Below are 19,530 nucleotides of genomic sequence, written 5' to 3'. Positions count from 1 at the left end.
GGACGCTGTGCGCGTCCGTTCGTTCGTGGGGACGCGTCTGGCGCGCCCGGTGTCTCAGCGCGTCGTGCCGTGCACCTTCGGCAATGCGCCGCCGGCGGCAGCATTGCGGTCGGGGCGGAAGTTGGAGAAGTCGGCACCCTGCACATCGCTCACGAGGTCGAGCTCGTCCTCGATGAGTGCGGCCTCCCACTCCTCCGGACCGACGAGCGGCAGACGGACGCGGGGGCTGGAGATCCGGCCGAGGCCGTGCAGGATGTATTTGGCGGCCACGGTGCCGGGAACATGCGTCATGACGGCCCGCACGAGCGGCTCGAGCCTCTTGTGTTCTGCCGTCGCCGCCGCCAGATCGCCGCGGTTCACGGCATCGACGATGGTCCGGTACGGGGACGCGGCGATGTTCGCCGTCACTCCGATGAGGCCGGCCGCACCGATCGCGAGGTGGGGCAGCACGTTCGCGTCGTCGCCGGAGAAGTACATCAGATCGGTCTGGTTGAGCACGCGGCTGACCTCGGAGAAATCCCCCTTGGCGTCTTTGACGGCGAGGATGTTCGGGTGCTTCGCCAGACGCAGGATCGTCTCGTACTTGATCGGCACACCGGTGCGACCCGGGATGTCGTAGAGGATCACGGGAAGGTCGGTGGCGTCGGCGACCAGACGGAAATGCGTGAGGATGCCAGCCTGAGTGGGCTTGTTGTAGTAGGGCGTGACGATCATGATCCCGTCGGCGCCGGCCTTCTCACTGGCCTTGTAGAGCTCGATGGCGTGCGCGGTCTCGTTGGATCCGCCTCCGGTGATGATCTTCGCCCGGCCCGCCGAGACGGACTTTCCGACCTCGACGAGTTTGAGCTTCTCCGGGTCGGTCAGCGTCGACGTCTCACCGGTCGTTCCGGTGACGACGACGCCGTCGGCTCCGGCGGAGATGACATCGTCGATGTGCTTCTCGACGGCGGGCCAGTCGACTTCGCCGTCGGCCGTCATCGGGGTGACGAGCGCGACGAGAACCTGTCCGAATGGGTTGCCCGAGTGCGTCATGTCCCCAGCGTATCGGTTCGGATGCCGCTCACCCAGACGGCAGGACCTGCTTCACCGCTCGGGCGCGGTGTCTCATGCTCCCCGTTCTAGGCTCAACACATGGGATGGGTGACGCACGAGTCGACGTCGGTGTACCGCAACGCCTGGATCGAGGTCAGGGAGGACCGCATCACCGGTCCAGGGGGCGACGGCATCTACGGAGTGGTCACGATGCGGCAGCCGGCGGTCTTCGTCGTCGCGGTGGACGATGCCGACCGCATCTGCCTGGTGACCCTCGAGCGCTACACCACCGGGCGGTCGATCGAGGTGCCTGCCGGCGGCAGCGATGGCGAGGACCCGCTCATCGCGGCGCAGCGTGAACTGCGCGAGGAGACGGGGCTCGCGGCCTCGGAATGGACGCCGCTCGGGCGGATGCACGCCCTGAACGGCATCGCCGAGGCGCCGGAGCACGTGTACCTGGCGCGCGGGCTGACGCCGGCCGGACGCGTCGACGACGCGACGCGCACACAGGATGAAGAGGGCATCGAAGCCGTCTCGTGGGTCCCGTTCCCGGATGCGCTCGAGATGATCGCGGACGGCCGCATCAGCGACGGTGAGACGATCGCCGCGATCGCCTATGCGGCCATCCGGCTCGGTCGGTTGCGCTGATGGACCGCTGCGGCTGATCGCGTCAGCGACCGCGACTGCCGGCGCGAGCGAGGACACGCGCCGGAATCACGCGAGTGAGCGCGACGAGAGTCTTGTAACGCCACGACGGCACGGACACCGATCGGCCGAGCGCCGCATCGCGCAACCCCTGCCGCACCACGAAGGGCGCGTCCAGCCACATCCAGGACGGGACGCCCTCCTCGCCGGGAGGCAGCCCCATGCGCTCGTGGAAGGTGGTGTGGGTGAAACCCGGGCAGACGGCGGTGACGGTGACGCCATCGCGCGCATACTCCGCATTCGCCCACCGGCTGAAGCTCACGAGCCAGATCTTGCATGCGGCATACGTCGCCCGCGGGATGAACGCGGCGACCGATGCCACGTTGACGATCCGGCCGCCGCGGCCGCGCATCCCGTTCACGGCGGCGTGGCTCAGCCGCATCGGGGCCTCGACGAGCAGGCGGAGGTGCCGCACCTCATCGGCGATGTCGTTGTCTGCGAACGTCAGCGAGAGCCCGAAACCCGCGTTGTTGATGAGCAGATCGATCGGATCACGCGGGTCGGTCAGACGCGCGGCGACACGGTCGAGATCGGCCTCCACCGTGAGGTCGGCGGAGATCGTCTCGACCGCGACACCGTGAGCGCTTCGCAGTTCCGCCGACAACTCGTCGAGGGCATCGGTCGAGCGCGCGACGAGGATGAGGTCGGCTCCCCGGCGGGCGAGCTGACGGGCGAACTCCGCCCCGAGGCCGGCGCTGGCGCCTGTGATCAGTGCGGTGGGCATCAGCGTTCGTATCCCAGGAAGCGGTAGCGGATTCCGGTGCGAGAGGTCTGCCACTCCCCCTCGTCGACGAGTCGCCAGCCGGCCTTCGATGGCGCGTATGCATCGCCGGCGACCGCGAGGTCGAGTTCGGTGACCTCCAGTCGGTCGGCGTCCGTGATGACCTGGCGGAAGATGTCAGCACCGCCGATGATCCAGACGCGCTCCTGTCCGCGGACGGCCTCGGCGACGGTGGCCGCGCGGCGGGCACCGTCGGCTGCCCAGTCCTGCTGACGCGTGATCACGATGTTCTCCCGGCCCGACAGCGGGCGGAAGCGCTCGGGCAGCGAGTCCCAGGTCTTTCGCCCCATGACGACGGGCGCACCGAGCGTGGTCTCCTTGAAATGGGCGAGGTCTTCAGGCACGTACCACGGCATCCCGCCTTCTGCGCCGATGACCCCGCCCGCAGCCTCGGCCCAGATCAGTCCGACCCAGGTCATACCGCCACCGCCGCCCGGATCGGCGCGTGGTGCTGATAGCCCTCCACGACGAAGTCCTCATACCGGTAGTCGGAGATCGAGTCGGGCCGACGTGCCAGACGCAGCGTCGGATACGGATACGGATCACGGCGCAGCTGCTCGGTCACCTGCTCGACATGGTTGTCGTAGATGTGGCAGTCCCCGCCGGTCCAGACGAACTCGCCGGGCTCCAGACCGACCTGCTGCGCGACCATCATCGTCAGCAGCGCGTAAGAGGCGATGTTGAACGGCACCCCCAGGAACAGGTCGGCGCTGCGCTGGTAGAGCTGGCAGGAGAGCTTGCCGTCGGCGACGTAGAACTGGAACAGCGCGTGGCACGGCGCGAGGGCCATGTCGGGGATGTCGGCGGGATTCCACGCCGACACGATGAGGCGGCGCGAATCGGGGGTGCGGCGGATCTGCTCGATCACCTCGGCGAGCTGGTCGATGCTGCCGCCGTCCGGCGTCGGCCACGAACGCCACTGGACGCCGTAGACAGGGCCCAGATCACCCTCGGCATCCGCCCATTCGTCCCAGATCGTCACGCCGTGCTCCTGAAGCCATCGCACGTTGGAATCTCCGCGCAGGAACCAGAGGAGTTCATAGGCGATCGACTTGAAGTGCACGCGCTTGGTGGTGATCAGCGGAAAGCCCTGAGCCAGGTCGAACCTGATCTGGCGTCCGAACACGCTCGTCGTCCCCGTGCCGGTGCGATCGGTCTTGCGAGTGCCGTTCTCGAGCACATCGCGGAGCAGATCTTCGTACGGCGTCGGGACGGCAGCGCTCATGCCTGCCACGATACCCTCCCTGACGCGTGCCAGGGGTGAGCGATCGGGCTCCGTCACGGTCGGAAACAACCGCCGCAGCATCCGCCGCGTCGTCATATTCTCGACACATGTCACCGACGCTCGCCCTCGCGATCGCGGGAGCGCTGCTCGTGCTCACCGTGCTGCTCGGCGTGCTGCTTCGCCGCCGCGAGGGCCGACGGGTCGACCCGGGAGCATTGCGGGTGCGACCCTCCGACATCGAGGCGACGGAACTCGGCGCCCGAGCGACCTTCGTGCAGTTCAGCACGGAAGTCTGCGCGCGGTGCCCGCAGGTGCGACGGATGCTGCGCCGTGTCGCCGCGACTGATGCGGGGATCCGCCACGTCGAAGTCGATCTCACCCACCGTCCGGATCTCTCGACCAGGTACCGCGTCCTCCAGACGCCGACCACATTCCTCGTCGACGGTGCCGGACACGTCCGCGCACGCTTTCACGGCGTGCCTCAGCAGCACGCGCTCACCGAGGCCCTCGCCGCCGTCTGAGGCGCACGATCAGGAGCACAGATGACCCCTCCAACCGGAATCGATCCCCGTGGCCCGCGGTTCGCCGCCACCATCACCGCCGCCCTGCTCCTCGTGGCGACGTTCCTCTCGCTCATCGGTATCTCGACGGCGAGACTCCCGGGCGAATGGTTCGCCTCGCGACCCCTCGGAGACTTCGCGTTCATCGCCGGCAACAACTGGGCCGTCGGAATCGCATCCGTCGGACATCGGGCATCCGACCCCGGGTTCCTGGTGACGGTGGTGATCGCCCTGCTTTTCCTCTGGGGCGTCGCCTCACCGACCACCGCTCCGTGGGCACTGCTGTTCCGGCGCGTGGTGCGCCCCCGGCTGTCGCCGCCGACCGAGCTCGAGGATCCGCGCCCGCCGCGTTTCGCCCAGGGGGTCGGGCTGGCGGTCGTCGGAGTCGGGCTCGCGCTCCACCTCGGCGGGGTTCCGTGGGCGCTGCCGATCGCGACCGCCGCGGCGTTCGTCGCCGCGTTCCTCAATGCCGCATTCGGGTTCTGCCTCGGATGCCAGATCTACCTGGTCCTCCAGCGCGCCGGCATCGTCGGCCGCTCCGCGTCGACGATCTGAGGCCGGTTCCCTCCTTCCGCCTCGGTCGCTAGGCTTACGGGACCGCGTTACCGAAGCGCGAGAACCGGAGGAATCATGCCCGTCACCAGCGAAGCGACCACCACCTGGACCGGATCTCTCGCCGAGGGGTCAGGCACCGTCGCGTTCTCGTCATCGCACCTCGGCACGTTCCCGATCGACTGGAAGGCGCGCAGCGAGGGAAGCGACACCACCACGACACCGGAGGAACTCATCGCCGCCGCCCATGCCTCCTGCTTCAGCATGGCCTTCTCGCACGCGCTCGCCGAGAACGGGACCCCGCCGGAACGCGTGAACACCACGGCGTCGGTGACGTTCAAGCCCGGCACCGGCATCACCGGCAGTCACCTCAACGTGAACGCCATTGTGCCGAACATCACGCCGGAAGCGTTCCAGAAGCTCGCCGCCGAGGCGAAGACGGGCTGCCCGGTCTCCCAGGCGCTGTCCGGCATCGAGATCACGCTCGAGGCGACTCTGGCGTGACATCGCGGGCGGACCGCTCCAGACGGATCGCCGAGCGGATGCTGAGGCGGGCGTCCCTGCGGCGTCCCGCCGCATCCTGAACGACCCCCACCCGGTACCGGGCACGCCAGTCATCCGGCGCAGCCTCCGCCTCAGCCTCGTAGCGCGTGACCAGCGCATCGGCGTCCGCGCGTGCTACCCGGCCGCTGGGCGTGAGCTCCGTCTCCGCCTCCGGCATCCCGCCCTCGGCGTCGAGCTTCCGGCCGAGGCGATCCGCCGCGAACCCGAACTGCATCTCCCGAACCAGCGCCCACGCACCGAGTGACCCCAGGGCGATCAGGGCGATCCCCATCCCGATCGACATCGGTGTTCCGACCGCGATGAACATCACCGCGAGCCAGACAGCGACCGCGAGGTAGAGCAGCAGAGCAGCGCCCATCAGGCCGACGCCGATACGCGACATCACGAGCGGATGCCGATGTCGATCATGCTCTCGAGCCCCACGACGACGCCCGTCGCCCCGGCGGCGAACGGCACAGCGAGACGGATCCCCGGCGCGTACGCGAGCGCGGGCTCGATCGTGTCGTGAGTGAGAGTGAGGGACTCCCCGGGGCCCGCGAGGATCACCTCCTGTCTCGCGACGACACCGGGTCGCCGGAGCGAATGGATGGGGACGCCCCCGACCTGCTCCCCTCTGGCGCGCTGGTCGACGTGGGGAGCACTCACCGGTCCTTGCTCCGCGCGAGCGGCAGCGATGAGCTCAGCCGTGCGGACCGCCGTGCCGCTGGGAGAATCGATCTTCGTCTCGCGGTGGGCCTCGACGATCTCGGCGGAGTCGAAGAACGGCGCTGCCGCCGATGCCAGTGCCGAGCCCAGCACCGACCCCAGCGAGAAGTTCGGGATGAACACCGCTCCCGTGCCGGCGGCTTCGACGAGCGGGCGGATCATCGCGATGCGCTCCGCGGACCACCCGGACGTGGCGACGAGGATGTTGATGCCCTTCTCGACAGCAGCGCGGACCACGTCGATGCTGACCTGAGGTGTGGATGCGTCGACGACGAACCCGGCTCCGTCGAGTTCTGACAGGTCACTGGCCGAGGTGAGCACGCGGCTCACCTCGAAGCCATCGAGCCCATCGATCACCGCATGGATGATCGTTCCGAGCTTCCCGGTTCCGCCGACGAGTGCTACCTGGGTGGTCATGCCTCCAGTCTATTGAGAGCATTGCTCGCGGCGGCGCGCTGCCGCGCAGTGGACCGGGCGTGCGGCGGCCGGGCGGATGCCGCTCACCGAGCTGCCGTCGCGCCGCGCAGCTTCTCGGCCGTGAATGCATCCGCCGGGTAGAACGCCTCGATGTGAAGGTCATCGAGGGTGACATCCGTCGCCGATACGACCGAGGCGGCGATGCTGAAGAACGCCAGCTCAGCGCCGTCCACCAGCAGGCGCAGCGGCACGACGACGTCATTGCCCCGGGCGCCGGTTCCCGTGCCGGGGTCGCCCGCCGTGTGCGAGTATGTCGACACCTCCTCCAGCAGGTCGGCGAGCCGCGGGTCGGCGGTCCGTTCGAACCGGTGGCGCACCTGGCCGAGAAGGAAGGCACGCCACTGGCCGAGATTCCGTATCCGGGGAGCCAACCCCGCGGGGTGGAGCGACAGTCGGATCACATTCACGGGTGGTTCGAGCAGCTCTGTCGCGCACCCGGCCAGCAGCGGATCCGTCGCGGCGTTGCGGTCCACGATGTCCCACCATCTGTCGAGCACGAGTGCGGGATGGGGCAGGTGCGCGTCGAGCAACGCGCGGAAGGCGTCGGCCACCGCGTGGAGCTCGGGCGACATCAGATCGCGCTCCGCATATCGTGGGGCGTATCCGGCCGCGAGGAACAGCTCGTTACGCTCACGCAGCGGAACCTCCAGCGACTCGGCGAGGCGATCGATCATCTGCGGCGTCGGTCGCGACCGACCGGTCTCGACGAAGCTGAGGTGTCTCGCCGAGACGTCCGTGGTGAGCGCCAGCTGCATCTGCGTGAGCCGGCGCCGCTCGCGCCACGTTCTCAGAAGCGTCCCGACCGCGGATTCCCTCTCGAGTGCCAACGTCATGATCCGACAGTAGCCGCCGGCGACGGCCGCCCGATTACCTCTGAGGTAATCGACGAGAACACCTCCATGCGGTCGACTGATGCCGCCACAGACCGCCCTTGAGAAGGAGAAAACCATGAACGAGATCGTGACCGCTTACCTCGAGACCTGGAACGCGACCGAAACGGGCGTCAGAGCCGCGCTGCTGGAACGACACTGGGCCGATGACGCGGCATACACCGACCCGATGGTCGCCGTCAGCGGCCGCGCTGGCATCGGAGGCGTCATCGAGGCGGTGCAGGGGCAGTTCCCCGGCTTCGTCTTCAGCCTCGTCGGAACGCCGGACACCCACCACGGTTACACCCGATTCCAGTGGGGTCTCGGACCGGCGGGCGATGAACCTCTCGTCGTCGGCTTCGATGTGCTGAACACCGACGACACCGGGCGGATCCGTCAGGTGATCGGCTTCCTCGACCGCGTACCCGCCTAGCCCGTCGAGCCGGGAAAACGGGAGGGGGCTGATCCCGATGGCTCAGCCCCCTCCCGGCGGACCTGCGTGTCAGACCGGCATCGGATCGGGGATGCCGGTGCGCAACTCGACGGGCAGATGCCCGGTGTCGTTGTGGTTCAGCAGCGTCCAGGGGCGACCCTGCTTCTGGGCGATGATGGTCAGCCCGCAGTGCGACTGGTTGAGAGTCATCCACCGCCACTCCGGCGCTCCGAGCACCTCTCGGACGAACCAGGAGATGACGAAGTTGTGGGTGATGAGCACTTCGTGGACCTCGCCGGTCTTGCGGACGAGGAATTCGTTGACGGCATCCGCCATCTGTGCGCGGCCGGCCTCGATCTGGGCTTCGGTCACCGATCCGAAGAACGGTTCGAACGCGGCGGGTGTCTCCTCCGTCATCCCGGTGGGCACGCAGTCGAACAACAGCGCCGTCGGCTCGGGGTCGACGGAGGGAAGGCGCCCGGCGATCGCGCGGGCGGTCTCGTTGGCGCGCAGCAGCGGAGAATGCCACACCGCGTCGAGCGGCAGACCGGAAAGCCGGTCGGCGATCAGCTCGGCCTGTCGCTGCCCGCGCGGCGAGAGGGGGCCGTCGGCGAGTCCGTGCTCGGCATCCTGATGTTCACCGTGTCTGACCAGATAGATGTAGTGCGTCACAACCCGCTCGCTTCATCGCCAGCGTCCGCTGGGCGTCAATCCACCATATGCCACGTCTGTGACAGTCGTCTGGAATGGATCCGTTCGGCGTTCAGTCGCCTGCGCGTGTGAGGTCCGCGATCTGCGTCCGCGTGAGCGTCACGCCAGCGCCCTGCATCAGCTCGTCGACGTGCTCCATCGCGAACGTGTTCACGATGGGAGCGGCGACCGTCCGCTGCGCCAGAAGCCAGGCGATCGACACCGCAGCCACCGGCACGCCGAGGTCGGTGGCGACCTGATCGAGCGCGCGCAGGATCCGGATGCCGCGACGATTGAGGTGGCCCCGCAGCTGCTCGCCTCGCACCCCGTGCGACGTGAGCGCCTTCCTGCGGTGGCGCCCCGACAGGAATCCGTGCTCAAGGGCGTGCGACGGCGTCACCGCGAGATTCTGCGCGCCGGCGACCAATCGCAGATCGCCCTCGAAGGGCTGTCGGCGCACCAGGTTGTACGGTGCGTCGATGACCTCGATACGCGGATAGCCCGCCGAAGCCAGGATCCGCGCCTCGACCAGTCGCTCCGGGGTGAATCCGTAGGCGCCGACGGCTCCGACCTTGCCGGCGTCCGCCAACCACTCCACCGTCGCAAGCGTGTCCTCGAGATTCGTGGTGGCGTCCAGGGTGGCGTCGAGATACAGCACGTCGATGCGGTCGACGCCGAGCCTGGTGAGCGAGCCTTCGACGGCCCGGACGAGGTTCACCGATCCGAGGCCGGGGTTGTCGGCGTGCGCGCCCACTCTGACTCCGAGCAGCGCCTTCTCACGAAGGCCCCGCGACCGCAGCCACTGCCCGATGATGTGTTCACTGCGGCCTCCGGAGAAGCCGTCAGCGGTGTGGATCGCATTGCCGCCGAATTCGGTGTACCGATCGAGGATTCCGTGACTCGTCTCCAGATCGACGTTCCAGCCGAACTCCGCGGCTCCGAGCATCATAGGAAACGTCTCGAACCCGGTCTCGCCGAGGGGAACCCGGATCGTCTCGCCGACGCCAGGCCCGACGATGGGGATCGGTGCCGAAGGGTGCTCTGCCGACTCGGGAGCACGTTCGGCGGAGGCGCCAGCGCCTACGCTGAACAACCGCATCCTCACCACCCCCGCATCGACCGGATACGCCCGGCCTGCGTGTCATCGAATGCACCCCCCGGTGCGTACTTCGAGGGTAAGCGACGTCCGCGAACGCTCCGGCCAATCCGGCGAACGGCGCGGAAACTTCCCATAACGGTTTGATCACGACGGGGACGACGAAGACCCGGGTGCCGGCAATGACTGCCGAAACCCGGGTCTCGTTCGTGTGAGCCTACTCGGCGGCTGCCTCGTCGGCGGCGTCCTCAGCGGGCGCCGCGTCGGCGGCGGGAGCGTCGTCGAGCACAGGCTCGAGCGACAGCTTGCCGCGGTCGTCGATCTTCGTGATCTTCACGAGGATCTTCTGGCCGACCGAGAGCACGTCCTCGACGTTCTCGACCCGCTTGCCGCCGGCGAGCTTGCGCACCTCGGTGACGTGCAGGAGCCCGTCCTTACCGGGAAGCAGTGAGATGAACGCGCCGAACGTGGCGATCTTCACCACCGTTCCCAGGAACTGCTCGCCGACCTCGGGGTTGGTCGGGTTGGCGATCGCGTTCACCTGTGCACGTGCAGCCTCGGCTGAGGGGCCGTCGGTCGCGCCGATGTAGACGGTGCCGTCCTCCTCGATGGAGATCTGGGCGCCGGTCTCATCCTGGATCGCGTTGATCGTCTTGCCCTTCGGGCCGATCAGCTCGCCGATCTTGTCGACGGGGATCTGGACGCTGATGACGCGCGGCGCCGTCGGCGCCATCTCGTCCGGAGCGTCGATCGCCGAGTTGAGCACGTTGAGGATCGTCAGACGCGCATCGCGCGCCTGCGTCAGCGCACCCGCGAGGACCGACGACGGGATGCCGTCGAGCTTCGTGTCGAGCTGGATGGCCGTGACGAACTCGCTGGTACCGGCGACCTTGAAGTCCATGTCGCCGAGCGCGTCTTCCGCGCCCAGGATGTCGGTCAGCGCGGCGTAGCGCGTCTCACCGTCGACCTCGTCGGAGACGAGCCCCATCGCGATGCCGGCGACGGGAGCGCGCAGCGGCACACCCGCGTTCAGCAGCGAGAGGGTCGACGCGCAGACCGAGCCCATCGACGTCGAGCCGTTGGAGCTGAGGGCCTCGGAAACCTGACGGATGGCGTAGGGGAACTCCTCGCGGCTGGGCAGCACCGGCACGAGTGCACGCTCGGCGAGGAAGCCGTGCCCGATCTCGCGTCGCTTCGGCGAACCGACCCGGCCGGTCTCGCCGGTCGAGTAGGGCGGGAAGTTGTAGTGGTGCATGTAGCGCTTGCTCGTCACGGGAGACAGCGAATCGATCTGCTGCTCCATCTTGAGCATATTCAGCGTGGTGACGCCCATGATCTGGGTCTCGCCGCGCTGGAAGATGGCGGAGCCGTGCACGCGCGGGATGACCTGCACCTCGGCGTCGAGCGGGCGGATGTCGGCCAGGCCGCGCCCGTCCATGCGCACGCTCTCGGTGAGGATGCGTCCGCGGACGATCTTCTTCGTGACCGACTTGTAGGCCGCGGAGAACTCGAGCGGAGCCCCGGCAGGCAGCTGGCCGGCCTCGGTCGCCTCGATGAGCTGAGCCCTGACCCGATCCTTGACGGCGTCGTCGGCGCTCTGGCGCTCCTGCTTGTCTGCGATCTGGTAGACGCCGACGAGGTCGTCATAGGCGCGCTCGGCGACGAAGTCGTAGACCTCGCTGGAGTACGGCGGGAAGACCGGGTAGACACCGGGCTCCTTCGAGGACGTGGCGGCCAGCTCTGCCTGAGCCTTGACCAGCTGCGCGATGAAGGGCTTCGATGCCTCGAGGCCCTGCGCGACGATCTCCTCGTTGGGCTTGGTCGCACCGGCCTTGATCAGGTTCCAGCTGCCCTCGGTGGCTTCGGCCTCGACCATCATGATGGCGACATCTTCAGAGCCGTCGGCCTTGGTGACCACGCGACCGGCGACGATGAGGTCGAAGACGGCCTCCGAAACCTGCTCGGCGGTCGGGAATGCGACCCACTGGTCGGCATGCTCGCCCTGGCCCGGGATGAAGGCCAGGCGCACACCGGCGACAGGACCGGAGAACGGCAGACCCGAGATCTGGGTCGACGCGGAGGCGGCGTTGATCGCGAGGGCGTCGTAGAACTCACCGGGAGCGATCGACAGGACCGTGATGACGATCTGGACCTCATTGCGCAGGCCGTCGACGAACGACGGACGCAGCGGGCGGTCGATGAGGCGGCAGACGAGGATCGCCTCGGTGGACGGGCGTCCCTCACGACGGAAGAACGAGCCGGGGATCTTTCCTGCGGCGTAGGAGCGCTCTTCGACGTCGACCGTCAACGGGAAGAAGTCGAAGCCCTCGCGCGGGTGCTTTCCTGCGCTGGTGGCCGAGAGGAGCATGGTCTCGCCGTCGAGGTACGCGGCGACGGCGCCCTGAGCCTGCTGCGCGAGGCGGCCGGTCTCGAAGCGGATGGTGCGGGTGCCGAAGCGGCCGTTGTCGAGAACGGCCTCGGTGGCGGTGATTTCAGGACCTTCCAAGAGGTCTCTCCTTCTTTGTTTAGACTCGCGAGTCCGTATGACGTGCGAGCGTGTTCACGAAGGAGCGGAAACGGACAGATATGGGCGCGCGGGCACTCCCGCGAATCTCGCCTGCGCTGGCCACCAGTAGAAAGCCACCCGACAACACGCCGAGGAACCCACCACAGGGGACCAGCTTCTCCGCCGTCCGCTCCGTATGTCGATGTGAAGTTGGACGGATGCTCGAAGGCAGCCTCATCCACTCTACCAGCGGGCCCCCCGAATCCCGCTTCCACAGCTCCCGGCGCCGCCTGGTCACCGATCGGCCATGATCTGTTCACGCGTGCGATGCACCACGGAGAGCGGCATCCGATGGGCTGTCGACATGCGCATGTCAGTGATCGGCTGCGGGTACCTCGGTGCCGTGCACGCCGCTGCGATGGCCTCACTCGGACACGACGTCGTCGGCATCGACGTCGATGAGCAGAAGGTGGTCTCGCTCGCCTCCGGACACGCACCGTTCTACGAGCCGCGTCTGTCGGAGCTCCTGAAGGAGGGAATCGCGTCCGGGCGGTTGCGGTTCAGCACTCGAGTGGAGGATGCCGCCGGATCCGCCGTGCATTTCCTCGCTGTCGGGACACCGCAGGTGCCGGGTGGTCATGCGGCCGATCTGCGATTCGTCGACGCGGCGGTCGAGGCCCTGCACCCCCACCTGCGCCCCGGCGATGTCCTCGCAGGCAAGTCGACGGTTCCGGTCGGGACGGCGGCGGGCATCGCGGGGCGCATCAGAACGACCGGTGCGACGCTGGCGTGGAACCCGGAGTTCCTGCGCGAGGGCTGGGCCGTGCACGACACGATCACTCCCGACCGGATCGTGGTGGGTGTGGCTCCCGACGCGAACGGCAGCTGCGCAGCCGACGTTCTGCGTGAGGTGTACGCCGCACCCCTCGCTTCGGGGTCGCCGTTCCTCGTCACGGATCTCGCCACCGCTGAGCTGGTCAAGGGTGCCGCGAACGCCTTCCTCGCCACGAAGATCTCGTTCATCAATGCGATGGCCGAGATCGCCGAGGTCGCGCAGGCGGATGTGACCCTGCTCGCCGAGGCGCTCGGTCACGACACCCGCATCGGGCGACGGTATCTGGGCGCGGGCATCGGGTTCGGCGGCGGGTGCCTGCCCAAGGACATCCGCGCTTTCGCCGCACGAGCGGAGGAGCTCGGGCGTGGCGACGCCGTCGGCTTCCTGCGCGAGGTCGACGCGATCAACCTCCGACGACGGGATCGCGCAGTGCAACTCGTCGTCGACGCCCTCGGCGGACTCGTGTTCGGCAAGCGCATCGCCGTGCTGGGCGCCGCATTCAAGCCCTTCAGCGACGACATCCGCGACTCCCCCGCCCTCGACGTGGCTGTGCGGCTGCGAGGACTCGGGGCCGATGTGGTCGTGACGGATCCCGCCGCCCTCGACAACGCACGGGCGGCTCACCCCCAGCTCGGCTACGCAGATGAGCGTGATGACGCACTTCGCGAGGCCGACGCGGTCGTCGTGGTGACGGAGTGGGAGCTGTATCGTCGCGAGCTCACACCTCGGCACGCGGCCGGACTCGTCCGCGGACGCGTCGTGATCGATGGGCGCAACTGCCTGGATGCTGCTGCATGGCGAGCGGCCGGCTGGACCTATCACGGCATGGGGCGGCGCTGAGCGGCGGCACGTTCGACACCCCCGCATTGCGCCAGGTGACGTCGGTCACAGCGTGCCCATCGGGTCACGGCGCCCTGGTCAGCGCACGAACCCGGCCTGGACTCGGCCGCCGGCAGCCTCGAGCTCGCGATCGACCTGCGCCACGAACAGCTCGAGGTCGCCGTCGAGCAGCGGCCGTGCCAACGCCTCGGCGCGCTCAGCGCTGAACTCGCGCAGTCGCCGCGGCAGGTACTTCCCCGCCCCGATCCAGCGCCCGCCGGAGAGCAGCATCAGCTCTGCCGTCCGCTCGAACAAGAGCGAGGCGACGACGTGTCGCTCGAGAGGGTCGGTTCCATCCCTGAGGTCGTCGAGAAGATCGGTGATCACGTAGCGACGGAACGCAATCTCGTGGGCGTCGACCGTCGGTCCCGTCGACAGAGCCTGGCGCCACTGCACCCGCAGCCGCTCCAGCTCGTCGCCTCCGCGCACCTCGATTCCCTCGACGAGCATGTGCACGACGACCGGACGGTGCTGGGCCATCGCCCGCTCCGCCCACCGACGGAATCCCGCGAAGGTGTAAGCGAACACCTCGATGAACTCGCCCTCGAATTCGAACCCCGCAGCGAGGCTCTCCTGATCGCCGCCGAAGGTGTCGTCCCCCACGATCAGCAGGTCGATGTCGCTCGTCGCCGTTCGCGTTCCCCTGGCCGTGCTCCCGGCGACCACGGCGATCGAGGCCGCAGGAAAGTGCCGAGCGACGAACCTCCGCGCGAGGTCGAGATGTTCCATGGCGATGAGCCTAGACGCGGGGGCGACACCGGTGCGCCGGCTGCGGAGTGGTCACGGCACGCTGATGCCCTGCATCGCCGTCGACCGGCCGAGATAGACGTAGTCCCTGTGCTTCGCGACTCGGCCGTCACCGGCAGCTCTGCCGTGCAGCCGACGCCACACCCAGGGCAATGCGTGACGTCGCCACCACAGCCCGGTGCCGATGGTCTCGTGCTCGTGAAGTGCTGCATCGAGCACGCCGAGCGCATCGGCGTGCGGCACGCCCAGCACCTCTCCTGCTCGGTACGCGAGGAAGCGATGGCCGCGGCTGCTGAGATGCACGAGATCCTCTCCCCAGTTGGGTCGTTCCTGAAGTGACGGGTGCAGGTCGGTGTCGATGAGGATCGCACCGGTCCTCGCAGCGATGCCGGCGAGCGCTGTGGCGAATGCGGCGAACCGAGCGGTGTAGATCGAGGCTGCGCGACGACCGGGGAGGAACGGCGTCACCAGCAGCACATCCGCACCGGTCCCCCGCAACTGCGACACCGCCTCCTCCAAGTCGGCCGCAAGAGCGGCGACGTCCGTGCGGTGCTTGACCAGGTCGTTCGCACCGATCAAGACGGACACGAGGTCGGGCCGCAGCTCCAGTGCTCGCTGCAACTGCGCGCCGCACACATCGGCGACCCGCTTCGACCGGATCGCGAGGTTGGCGTAGTGCAGACCGCCGCGCGCGGCCAAGAGCAGCGCCAGACGATCGGCCCATCCGCGCAGGGCTCCGTCGGGCGCCGGGTCGCACAGCCCCTCGGTCAGCGAGTCGCCGAGGGCGACGTAGCGCCGCCACCGCCGCGGCGCCGCAATCGACGACGGCTCGGGCCTGACCACTCGGCGAGCGCGCAGCCTCGCGTCGACCGGGCGCAGCGAACGAGCCTCCTCGAAGTGACCGAGAAGCTGGTCGCACACGCTGGCCCACGAGCGACCCTGAACGGCGTCATGCCCGGCTTCGCCGAAGGCCCGCCGCTTCCTGGCGTCGCCGGCGAGATCCGCCACCCGCATTCGAAGGTCCTCCATGTCACCGGGGCGATACAGCCAGCCGTCCACCCCCATCCGCACCAGATCCAGCGGCCCCCCGCGACCCGTCGCGATGACGGGAACGCCGCTCGCATGCGCCTCCTGGAGCGTCTGCCCGAAGGTCTCGCTCTCCCCCGGGTGAACGAAGATGTCGAAGGATGCCATCGTCGTGGCGAGCGCGTCGCCATCGAGATGTCCCAGGAACAGCGCCTCGGGCAGCAGCCGCTCGAGCCGGCTCCTGGTGGGCCCGTCTCCCACGATCACCAGCCGGATGCCGGGGAGGCCGTGCAGGGCCGCGAGGTCCTCCACCTGCTTCTCGGGTGCGAGTCTGCCCACGTACCCGACGATGACCTCCGCCCCCCACTGGGCCCGCAGGGCATGGTCGCGCCTTTCCGGCCGGAATCGATCGGAATCCACGCCCCGACCCCAGCGCCGGATCCGGTCCACGCCGAGCCGCTCGAGTTGCTGCGCCGACTCGACCGAGGGAGCGAGCGTGAGCGTCGCCCGACGGTGCAGCCGGGCGATGTGGGTCTGCGCGATCCCCGTGGTGGCCGCGATCCGATAGCGCTCGGTGTAGGCGGCGACGTCGGTCTGATAGGCGGCGACCGATGCCAGGTCGAGCCTGTCTGCAGCGAGCACGCCGCGCCACCCGAGGGCGAAGGGCGATGCCAGATGCACGACGTCCGGCTGGAAGCGCCGCAGCGACGTCGCAACCCGACCGGCGGGCGACGTTCCGACGCGCACGTTGCGATAGCCCGGAAGGGCGACGCTGGGAATCGCTTCGACGACGGCGCCGCTCACCTCTGCGGGCATGCCGGCCGCGGCGGGAGCGATGACGTGTGCGTCGTGGCCGCTCCGCTCGAGATGGCGCAGGATCTGCATCACCGACCCGGTGACGCCGTTCATGTGCGGAAGGAAGGACTCGGTCACGATCGCGACTCTCACGTCATCAGGATGACGGCGCTTGTGACGCGGAAGTCGCGGAAACGGGTGGGTGCACCAGATGTTCACCGGATGCTGGAGCGCCGGTCACCGGCTATCCGGTCTTTGGTTGCCGTTCACCGGCGCGCGGCAGAGTGGCCCCGTGCCAACCGACGTTCTCACCGAAGCGATGTCCGGGCCGTGGGCGCTCGTGGTGATGAGCCTGCTCGTCTACGGCGACGCCTTCCTCGTGGTCATCCCGGGCGAGATCGCGGTGACCGCTCTCGGCGCGTTCTCGGGGACATCGGGAACGCCCCCGCTCTGGGCGGTCATCGGCTGTGCTTCGGCGGCTGCTTGCCTGGGGGACGCGTCGTGCTATCTCATCGGTCGCTTCGTCGGCACCGATCGCTGGCGCTGGATGCGCGCACCACGTGTGCAGCAGGCGCTCGACTGGGCGCGGTTGCGTCTGGACGCCGGCACCGCCACCGTGCTGTTCACAGCCCGCTTCGTGCCTTTCGCCCGGCTGGCGATCAATCTCGTCGCCGGGGCCTCCCGCATCCACCCGCCCCGCTATCTCGCCCTCGTCGCGGCTGCCGCCATCGGATGGGCCGTGTACCAGGCGTCCATCGGCGCCGCAGTGGCCGCCATCCTTCCTGGCGGCGCGCTGGTGGCCGTTCCGGTGTCGGTCGCCGTCGCGGTCTGCATGGGTCTTCTCATCGACGTCATCGTGCGCCGGGCGAGCCGCTGACCTCCCCGCGCGCGGCGGCAGTGCCCTAGGCTGGCGAACATGAGCACGGAAGAAGGCGCCACCTCCGCGGAGGAGATGAAGCGCAAGTTCAAGGAAGCGCTCGAGAAGAAGAACGCGCAGCACCGGCAGGGCGAGGCTCACCTCGACGGCGATTCCGCCGTGCACGGCGCGCACGCACCGCAGACGCGGCGCGAGTTCCGACGCAAGAGCGGTTGACCGCACGAAGGATGCGGGATCCGATGCTCATCGGACCCGCATCCTTCCACACCTCAGGCGCGCGCGAACGCTGCGCTCACTCCCCTGCGAGCCCGCCCAGCATGTGCCCGAACGAGCGCCCCTCGCCGAGATACGTCGCCGGGTCGTATGGATCGGCGGACGCGGACACGTCGCGACGCACGATGGCATCCGCAAGTTCTCGTGCGCCCTTCTCCACGCGCTTCGCCAGCGGAGCGACGTCGTCTCCCGCGGCGCCCCAGTCGCTTGATGCCGCGAACACGCCGGTCGAGACCGGCTCGGCATGCAGATATGCGAAGAGAGGACGGATCGCATAGTCGATGGCGAGTGAGTGCCGCGCCGTTCCGGCGTTCGCGCCGATCAGGACGGGCTTGCCGGTGAGCGAGTCAGGATCGAGCACATCGATGAAGGACTTGAAAAGGCCGGAGTAGCTCGTGGAGAAGATCGGCGTCACCACAATGAGTGCATCGGCCGACACCACCGAGTTGATCGCAGACTCCAGCGCCGGCGGCGCGAATCCCGTCAGCAGATTGTTCGTGATGTCGTGCGCGTGGTCGCGCAGCTCGATCACGTCGACGCGGGCATCCACATCGTGACCTGCGAGTGCCTTCACGGTCTCAGCGGCCAGCCGGTCCGCCAGCATGCGGGTCGATGAGGGGTTGGACAGCCCTGCCGAGACGACGGCGATGCGACGAGTGATCATGTCAGACCTCCTTCCGGCCGAGCCCGAAGGCGGCGCCTGCCGGTGCCGGCGTGTCCTGATAGGGCGAATCGCCGGTGAGGTTGTCACCGCGGTTGGCTCCGGGGCGCGCCTGCCGCGTCGGTCCGTCACCGTACTCCGCCTTCACGCGGGCGGCGTGGGTCGGTGCATCCGGAACGGTGGAAGGGCGATCCTTCGCGAGTTCCTTGCGAAGCACCGGCACGACGTCGGAACCGAGGATGTCGAGCTGTTCCAGCACGGTCTTCAGCGGCAGACCGGCGTGATCGATGAGGAACAGCTGGCGCTGGTAGTCGCCGTAGTGGTCGCGCATCGCGGCGTACCGATCGATGACCTGCTGCGGGGAACCCACCGTCAGCGGTGTCATCTCGGTGAAGTCCTCCATGCTGGGACCGTGCCCGTACACCGGAGCGTTGTCGAAGAAGGGCCGGAATTCGTTGACCGCGTCCTGCGAGTTCTGGCGCATGAAGACCTGCCCGCCGAGACCGACGATCGCCTGCTCCGGCGTTCCGTGACCGTAGTGCGCGAAGCGCTGCCGATACAGTTCGATCAGGCGCTGGTAGTGCTCCTTGGGCCAGAAGATGTTGTTCGCGAAGAACCCGTCGCCGTAATAGGCGGCCTGCTCAGCGATCTCGGGCGTGCGGATCGATCCGTGCCAGACGAACGGTGCGACGCCGTCGAGCGGCCGCGGAGTCGACGTGAATCCCTGCAGCGGAGTGCGGAACTTGCCCTCGAAATCGACGACGTCCTCTCGCCACAGCTTGTGAAGCAGCGCGTAGTTCTCGATCGCGAGCGGCAGTCCCTGGCGGATGTCCTGCCCGAACCAGGGGTACACCGGACCGGTGTTCCCTCGTCCGAGCATGAGGTCCATCCGCCCATCCGAGACGTGCTGCAGCATCGAGTACTCCTCCGCGATGCGCACCGGGTCATTCGTGGTGATCAAGGTCGTCGAGGTCGAGACGATCAGCCGCTCGGTGTGCGCGGCGAGGGCTGCGAGGAATGTGGTCGGGCTGGACGACCAGAACGGCGGATTGTGATGCTCGCCGATCGCGAAGACATCGAGACCGACCTCTTCGCTGTGCTTGGCGATGGCGAGTGTCGCCTTGATCCGCTCCTGCTCGCTCGATGTGACTCCGCTCACAGGATCACGGGTGATGTCGCTGACCGACATGATGCCGAACTGCATCGCCTGTGCGCCTGACTGCTCGCTCATGATTGCTCCGT

22 protein-coding genes are annotated in these 19,530 nt (G+C 68.3%); 8 read left to right on the top strand and 14 right to left on the bottom strand.

The window, feature by feature from the left end:
- Window positions 1-54: 54 nt before the first annotated feature.
- Complete coding sequence (dapA, locus tag RIN18_RS00635) at window positions 55-1,032, bottom strand: 4-hydroxy-tetrahydrodipicolinate synthase (RefSeq protein ID WP_309101998.1); 978 nt, start codon at window positions 1,030-1,032, stop codon at window positions 55-57.
- A 99-nt stretch (window positions 1,033-1,131) separates the two neighbouring features.
- Between dapA and RIN18_RS00630 the strand changes: the two genes are divergently transcribed.
- The gene (locus tag RIN18_RS00630; protein WP_309101997.1) at window positions 1,132-1,680 is read left to right on the top strand and encodes an NUDIX hydrolase; all 549 of its coding nucleotides are present in this window, start codon (window positions 1,132-1,134) and stop codon (window positions 1,678-1,680) included.
- 22 nt (window positions 1,681-1,702) lie between these two features.
- Here the strand turns inward: RIN18_RS00630 and RIN18_RS00625 are convergent, their stop codons facing one another.
- From RIN18_RS00625 to RIN18_RS00615, 3 genes are read right to left on the bottom strand one after another with little or no spacing between them, the layout of a single operon-like run.
- Window positions 1,703-2,461 carry an SDR family NAD(P)-dependent oxidoreductase gene (locus RIN18_RS00625; RefSeq protein ID WP_309101996.1) on the bottom strand — a complete coding sequence of 253 codons (759 nt, stop codon included), beginning with the start codon at window positions 2,459-2,461 and terminating at the stop codon, window positions 1,703-1,705.
- Window positions 2,461-2,937 carry a dihydrofolate reductase gene (locus RIN18_RS00620; protein WP_309101995.1) on the bottom strand — a complete coding sequence of 159 codons (477 nt, stop codon included), beginning with the start codon at window positions 2,935-2,937 and terminating at the stop codon, window positions 2,461-2,463. Before RIN18_RS00620 ends, RIN18_RS00625 begins: the two co-directional genes overlap by 1 nt.
- Window positions 2,934-3,743, bottom strand: a complete 810-nt coding sequence (locus tag RIN18_RS00615; RefSeq protein WP_309101994.1) for a thymidylate synthase — start codon at window positions 3,741-3,743, stop codon at window positions 2,934-2,936. The genes RIN18_RS00620 and RIN18_RS00615 overlap by 4 nt, the downstream gene beginning before the upstream one ends.
- Window positions 3,744-3,850: 107 nt before the next feature.
- Between RIN18_RS00615 and RIN18_RS00610 the strand changes: the two genes are divergently transcribed.
- The 3 genes from RIN18_RS00610 (at window position 3,851) to RIN18_RS00600 (ending at window position 5,359) form a co-directional block, all read left to right on the top strand.
- On the top strand, window positions 3,851-4,264 hold the full coding sequence (locus RIN18_RS00610) for a thioredoxin family protein (protein WP_309101993.1): 414 nt from the start codon (window positions 3,851-3,853) through the stop codon (window positions 4,262-4,264).
- 21 nt (window positions 4,265-4,285) lie between these two features.
- Window positions 4,286-4,858 (top strand): DUF4395 domain-containing protein, encoded by a 573-nt coding sequence (locus RIN18_RS00605; protein WP_309101992.1) that lies wholly within the window; start codon window positions 4,286-4,288, stop codon window positions 4,856-4,858.
- 75 nt (window positions 4,859-4,933) lie between these two features.
- Complete coding sequence (locus RIN18_RS00600; RefSeq protein ID WP_309101991.1) at window positions 4,934-5,359, top strand: OsmC family peroxiredoxin; 426 nt, start codon at window positions 4,934-4,936, stop codon at window positions 5,357-5,359.
- Here the strand turns inward: RIN18_RS00600 and RIN18_RS00595 are convergent.
- The 3 genes from RIN18_RS00595 to RIN18_RS00585 form a co-directional block, all read right to left on the bottom strand.
- Entirely contained in the window at window positions 5,334-5,801 is a 468-nt protein-coding gene (locus RIN18_RS00595) for a hypothetical protein (protein WP_309101990.1), read from the bottom strand. The two genes, RIN18_RS00600 and RIN18_RS00595, sit on opposite strands and share 26 nt — an antisense overlap.
- Window positions 5,801-6,541, bottom strand: coding sequence for a 4-hydroxy-tetrahydrodipicolinate reductase (dapB, locus tag RIN18_RS00590; protein WP_309101989.1), 741 nt, complete (start codon window positions 6,539-6,541; stop codon window positions 5,801-5,803). Before dapB ends, RIN18_RS00595 begins: the two co-directional genes overlap by 1 nt.
- 83 nt (window positions 6,542-6,624) lie before the next feature.
- Window positions 6,625-7,434 (bottom strand): helix-turn-helix transcriptional regulator, encoded by an 810-nt coding sequence (locus tag RIN18_RS00585; RefSeq protein WP_309101988.1) that lies wholly within the window; start codon window positions 7,432-7,434, stop codon window positions 6,625-6,627.
- A gap of 115 nt (window positions 7,435-7,549) precedes the next feature.
- On the opposite strand from RIN18_RS00585, the gene RIN18_RS00580 reads away from it, so the two are divergent.
- Window positions 7,550-7,903: a nuclear transport factor 2 family protein gene (locus tag RIN18_RS00580; protein ID WP_309101987.1), complete on the top strand. Its 354-nt coding sequence runs from the start codon at window positions 7,550-7,552 to the stop codon at window positions 7,901-7,903.
- Window positions 7,904-7,972: 69 nt separating this feature from the next.
- Here the strand turns inward: RIN18_RS00580 and RIN18_RS00575 are convergent, their stop codons facing one another.
- The 3 genes from RIN18_RS00575 to RIN18_RS00565 form a co-directional block, all read right to left on the bottom strand.
- On the bottom strand, window positions 7,973-8,575 hold the full coding sequence (locus RIN18_RS00575; protein WP_309101986.1) for a histidine phosphatase family protein: 603 nt from the start codon (window positions 8,573-8,575) through the stop codon (window positions 7,973-7,975).
- A gap of 91 nt (window positions 8,576-8,666) precedes the next feature.
- A complete protein-coding gene (locus RIN18_RS00570; RefSeq protein ID WP_309101985.1) occupies window positions 8,667-9,692 on the bottom strand; it encodes an aldo/keto reductase in 1,026 nt (341 codons plus the stop codon).
- Window positions 9,693-9,906: 214 nt separating this feature from the next.
- Window positions 9,907-12,195: a polyribonucleotide nucleotidyltransferase gene (locus RIN18_RS00565; protein ID WP_309101984.1), complete on the bottom strand. Its 2,289-nt coding sequence runs from the start codon at window positions 12,193-12,195 to the stop codon at window positions 9,907-9,909.
- 364 nt (window positions 12,196-12,559) lie between these two features.
- Here RIN18_RS00565 and RIN18_RS00560 point away from each other — a divergent pair, with 364 nt between their 5' ends.
- Complete coding sequence (locus RIN18_RS00560; protein ID WP_309101983.1) at window positions 12,560-13,870, top strand: UDP-glucose/GDP-mannose dehydrogenase family protein; 1,311 nt, start codon at window positions 12,560-12,562, stop codon at window positions 13,868-13,870.
- A 78-nt stretch (window positions 13,871-13,948) separates the two neighbouring features.
- Here the strand turns inward: RIN18_RS00560 and RIN18_RS00555 are convergent, their stop codons facing one another.
- Both RIN18_RS00555 and RIN18_RS00550 read right to left on the bottom strand, forming a co-directional pair.
- Window positions 13,949-14,638 (bottom strand): nucleotidyltransferase domain-containing protein, encoded by a 690-nt coding sequence (locus tag RIN18_RS00555; protein ID WP_309101982.1) that lies wholly within the window; start codon window positions 14,636-14,638, stop codon window positions 13,949-13,951.
- Between the two features lie 51 nt (window positions 14,639-14,689).
- On the bottom strand, window positions 14,690-16,615 hold the full coding sequence (locus RIN18_RS00550) for a GDSL-type esterase/lipase family protein (RefSeq protein ID WP_309101981.1): 1,926 nt from the start codon (window positions 16,613-16,615) through the stop codon (window positions 14,690-14,692).
- 154 nt (window positions 16,616-16,769) lie between these two features.
- On the opposite strand from RIN18_RS00550, the gene RIN18_RS00545 reads away from it, so the two are divergent.
- Both RIN18_RS00545 and RIN18_RS00540 read left to right on the top strand, forming a co-directional pair.
- On the top strand, window positions 16,770-17,354 hold the full coding sequence (locus RIN18_RS00545) for a DedA family protein (RefSeq protein WP_309101980.1): 585 nt from the start codon (window positions 16,770-16,772) through the stop codon (window positions 17,352-17,354).
- Window positions 17,355-17,393: 39 nt separating this feature from the next.
- Window positions 17,394-17,570, top strand: a complete 177-nt coding sequence (locus RIN18_RS00540; protein WP_309101979.1) for a DUF5302 domain-containing protein — start codon at window positions 17,394-17,396, stop codon at window positions 17,568-17,570.
- 76 nt (window positions 17,571-17,646) lie between these two features.
- Here RIN18_RS00540 and RIN18_RS00535 read toward each other — a convergent pair whose 3' ends face one another.
- A complete protein-coding gene (locus tag RIN18_RS00535; protein ID WP_309101978.1) occupies window positions 17,647-18,291 on the bottom strand; it encodes an FMN reductase in 645 nt (214 codons plus the stop codon).
- Between the two features lies 1 nt (window position 18,292).
- Window positions 18,293-19,519, bottom strand: coding sequence for an LLM class flavin-dependent oxidoreductase (locus RIN18_RS00530; protein WP_309101977.1), 1,227 nt, complete (start codon window positions 19,517-19,519; stop codon window positions 18,293-18,295).
- Between the last annotated feature and the right edge of the window lie 11 nt (window positions 19,520-19,530).

The sequence above is a fragment of the Microbacterium sp. genome (assembly GCF_031179285.1).
In the GTDB taxonomy this organism is placed as follows: Bacteria; Actinomycetota; Actinomycetes; order Actinomycetales; family Microbacteriaceae; genus Microbacterium.
The sequence above is the reverse complement of the archived record's forward strand: the minus strand, read 5'-3'. Positions and strand labels throughout refer to the sequence as shown.

Bases quoted from the DNA above. Each gene is read 5' to 3' on its own strand.
- RIN18_RS00570 (WP_309101985.1), bottom strand. From the start codon at position 9,692: ATGCGGTTGTTCAGCGTAGGCGCTGGCGCCTCCGCCGAACGTGCTCCC.
- RIN18_RS00595 (WP_309101990.1), bottom strand. From the start codon at position 5,801: ATGTCGCGTATCGGCGTCGGCCTGATGGGCGCTGCTCTGCTGCTCTAC.
- RIN18_RS00605 (WP_309101992.1), top strand. From the start codon at position 4,286: ATGACCCCTCCAACCGGAATCGATCCCCGTGGCCCGCGGTTCGCCGCC.
- RIN18_RS00580 (WP_309101987.1), top strand. From the start codon at position 7,550: ATGAACGAGATCGTGACCGCTTACCTCGAGACCTGGAACGCGACCGAA.
- RIN18_RS00555 (WP_309101982.1), bottom strand. From the start codon at position 14,638: ATGGAACATCTCGACCTCGCGCGGAGGTTCGTCGCTCGGCACTTTCCT.
- RIN18_RS00600 (WP_309101991.1), top strand. From the start codon at position 4,934: ATGCCCGTCACCAGCGAAGCGACCACCACCTGGACCGGATCTCTCGCC.
- RIN18_RS00620 (WP_309101995.1), bottom strand. From the start codon at position 2,937: ATGACCTGGGTCGGACTGATCTGGGCCGAGGCTGCGGGCGGGGTCATC.
- RIN18_RS00560 (WP_309101983.1), top strand. From the start codon at position 12,560: ATGCGCATGTCAGTGATCGGCTGCGGGTACCTCGGTGCCGTGCACGCC.
- RIN18_RS00610 (WP_309101993.1), top strand. From the start codon at position 3,851: ATGTCACCGACGCTCGCCCTCGCGATCGCGGGAGCGCTGCTCGTGCTC.
- RIN18_RS00530 (WP_309101977.1), bottom strand. From the start codon at position 19,519: ATGAGCGAGCAGTCAGGCGCACAGGCGATGCAGTTCGGCATCATGTCG.
- RIN18_RS00535 (WP_309101978.1), bottom strand. From the start codon at position 18,291: ATGATCACTCGTCGCATCGCCGTCGTCTCGGCAGGGCTGTCCAACCCC.
- RIN18_RS00615 (WP_309101994.1), bottom strand. From the start codon at position 3,743: ATGAGCGCTGCCGTCCCGACGCCGTACGAAGATCTGCTCCGCGATGTG.
- RIN18_RS00630 (WP_309101997.1), top strand. From the start codon at position 1,132: ATGGGATGGGTGACGCACGAGTCGACGTCGGTGTACCGCAACGCCTGG.
- RIN18_RS00540 (WP_309101979.1), top strand. From the start codon at position 17,394: ATGAGCACGGAAGAAGGCGCCACCTCCGCGGAGGAGATGAAGCGCAAG.
- dapA (WP_309101998.1), bottom strand. From the start codon at position 1,032: ATGACGCACTCGGGCAACCCATTCGGACAGGTTCTCGTCGCGCTCGTC.
- dapB (WP_309101989.1), bottom strand. From the start codon at position 6,541: ATGACCACCCAGGTAGCACTCGTCGGCGGAACCGGGAAGCTCGGAACG.
- RIN18_RS00625 (WP_309101996.1), bottom strand. From the start codon at position 2,461: ATGCCCACCGCACTGATCACAGGCGCCAGCGCCGGCCTCGGGGCGGAG.
- RIN18_RS00585 (WP_309101988.1), bottom strand. From the start codon at position 7,434: ATGACGTTGGCACTCGAGAGGGAATCCGCGGTCGGGACGCTTCTGAGA.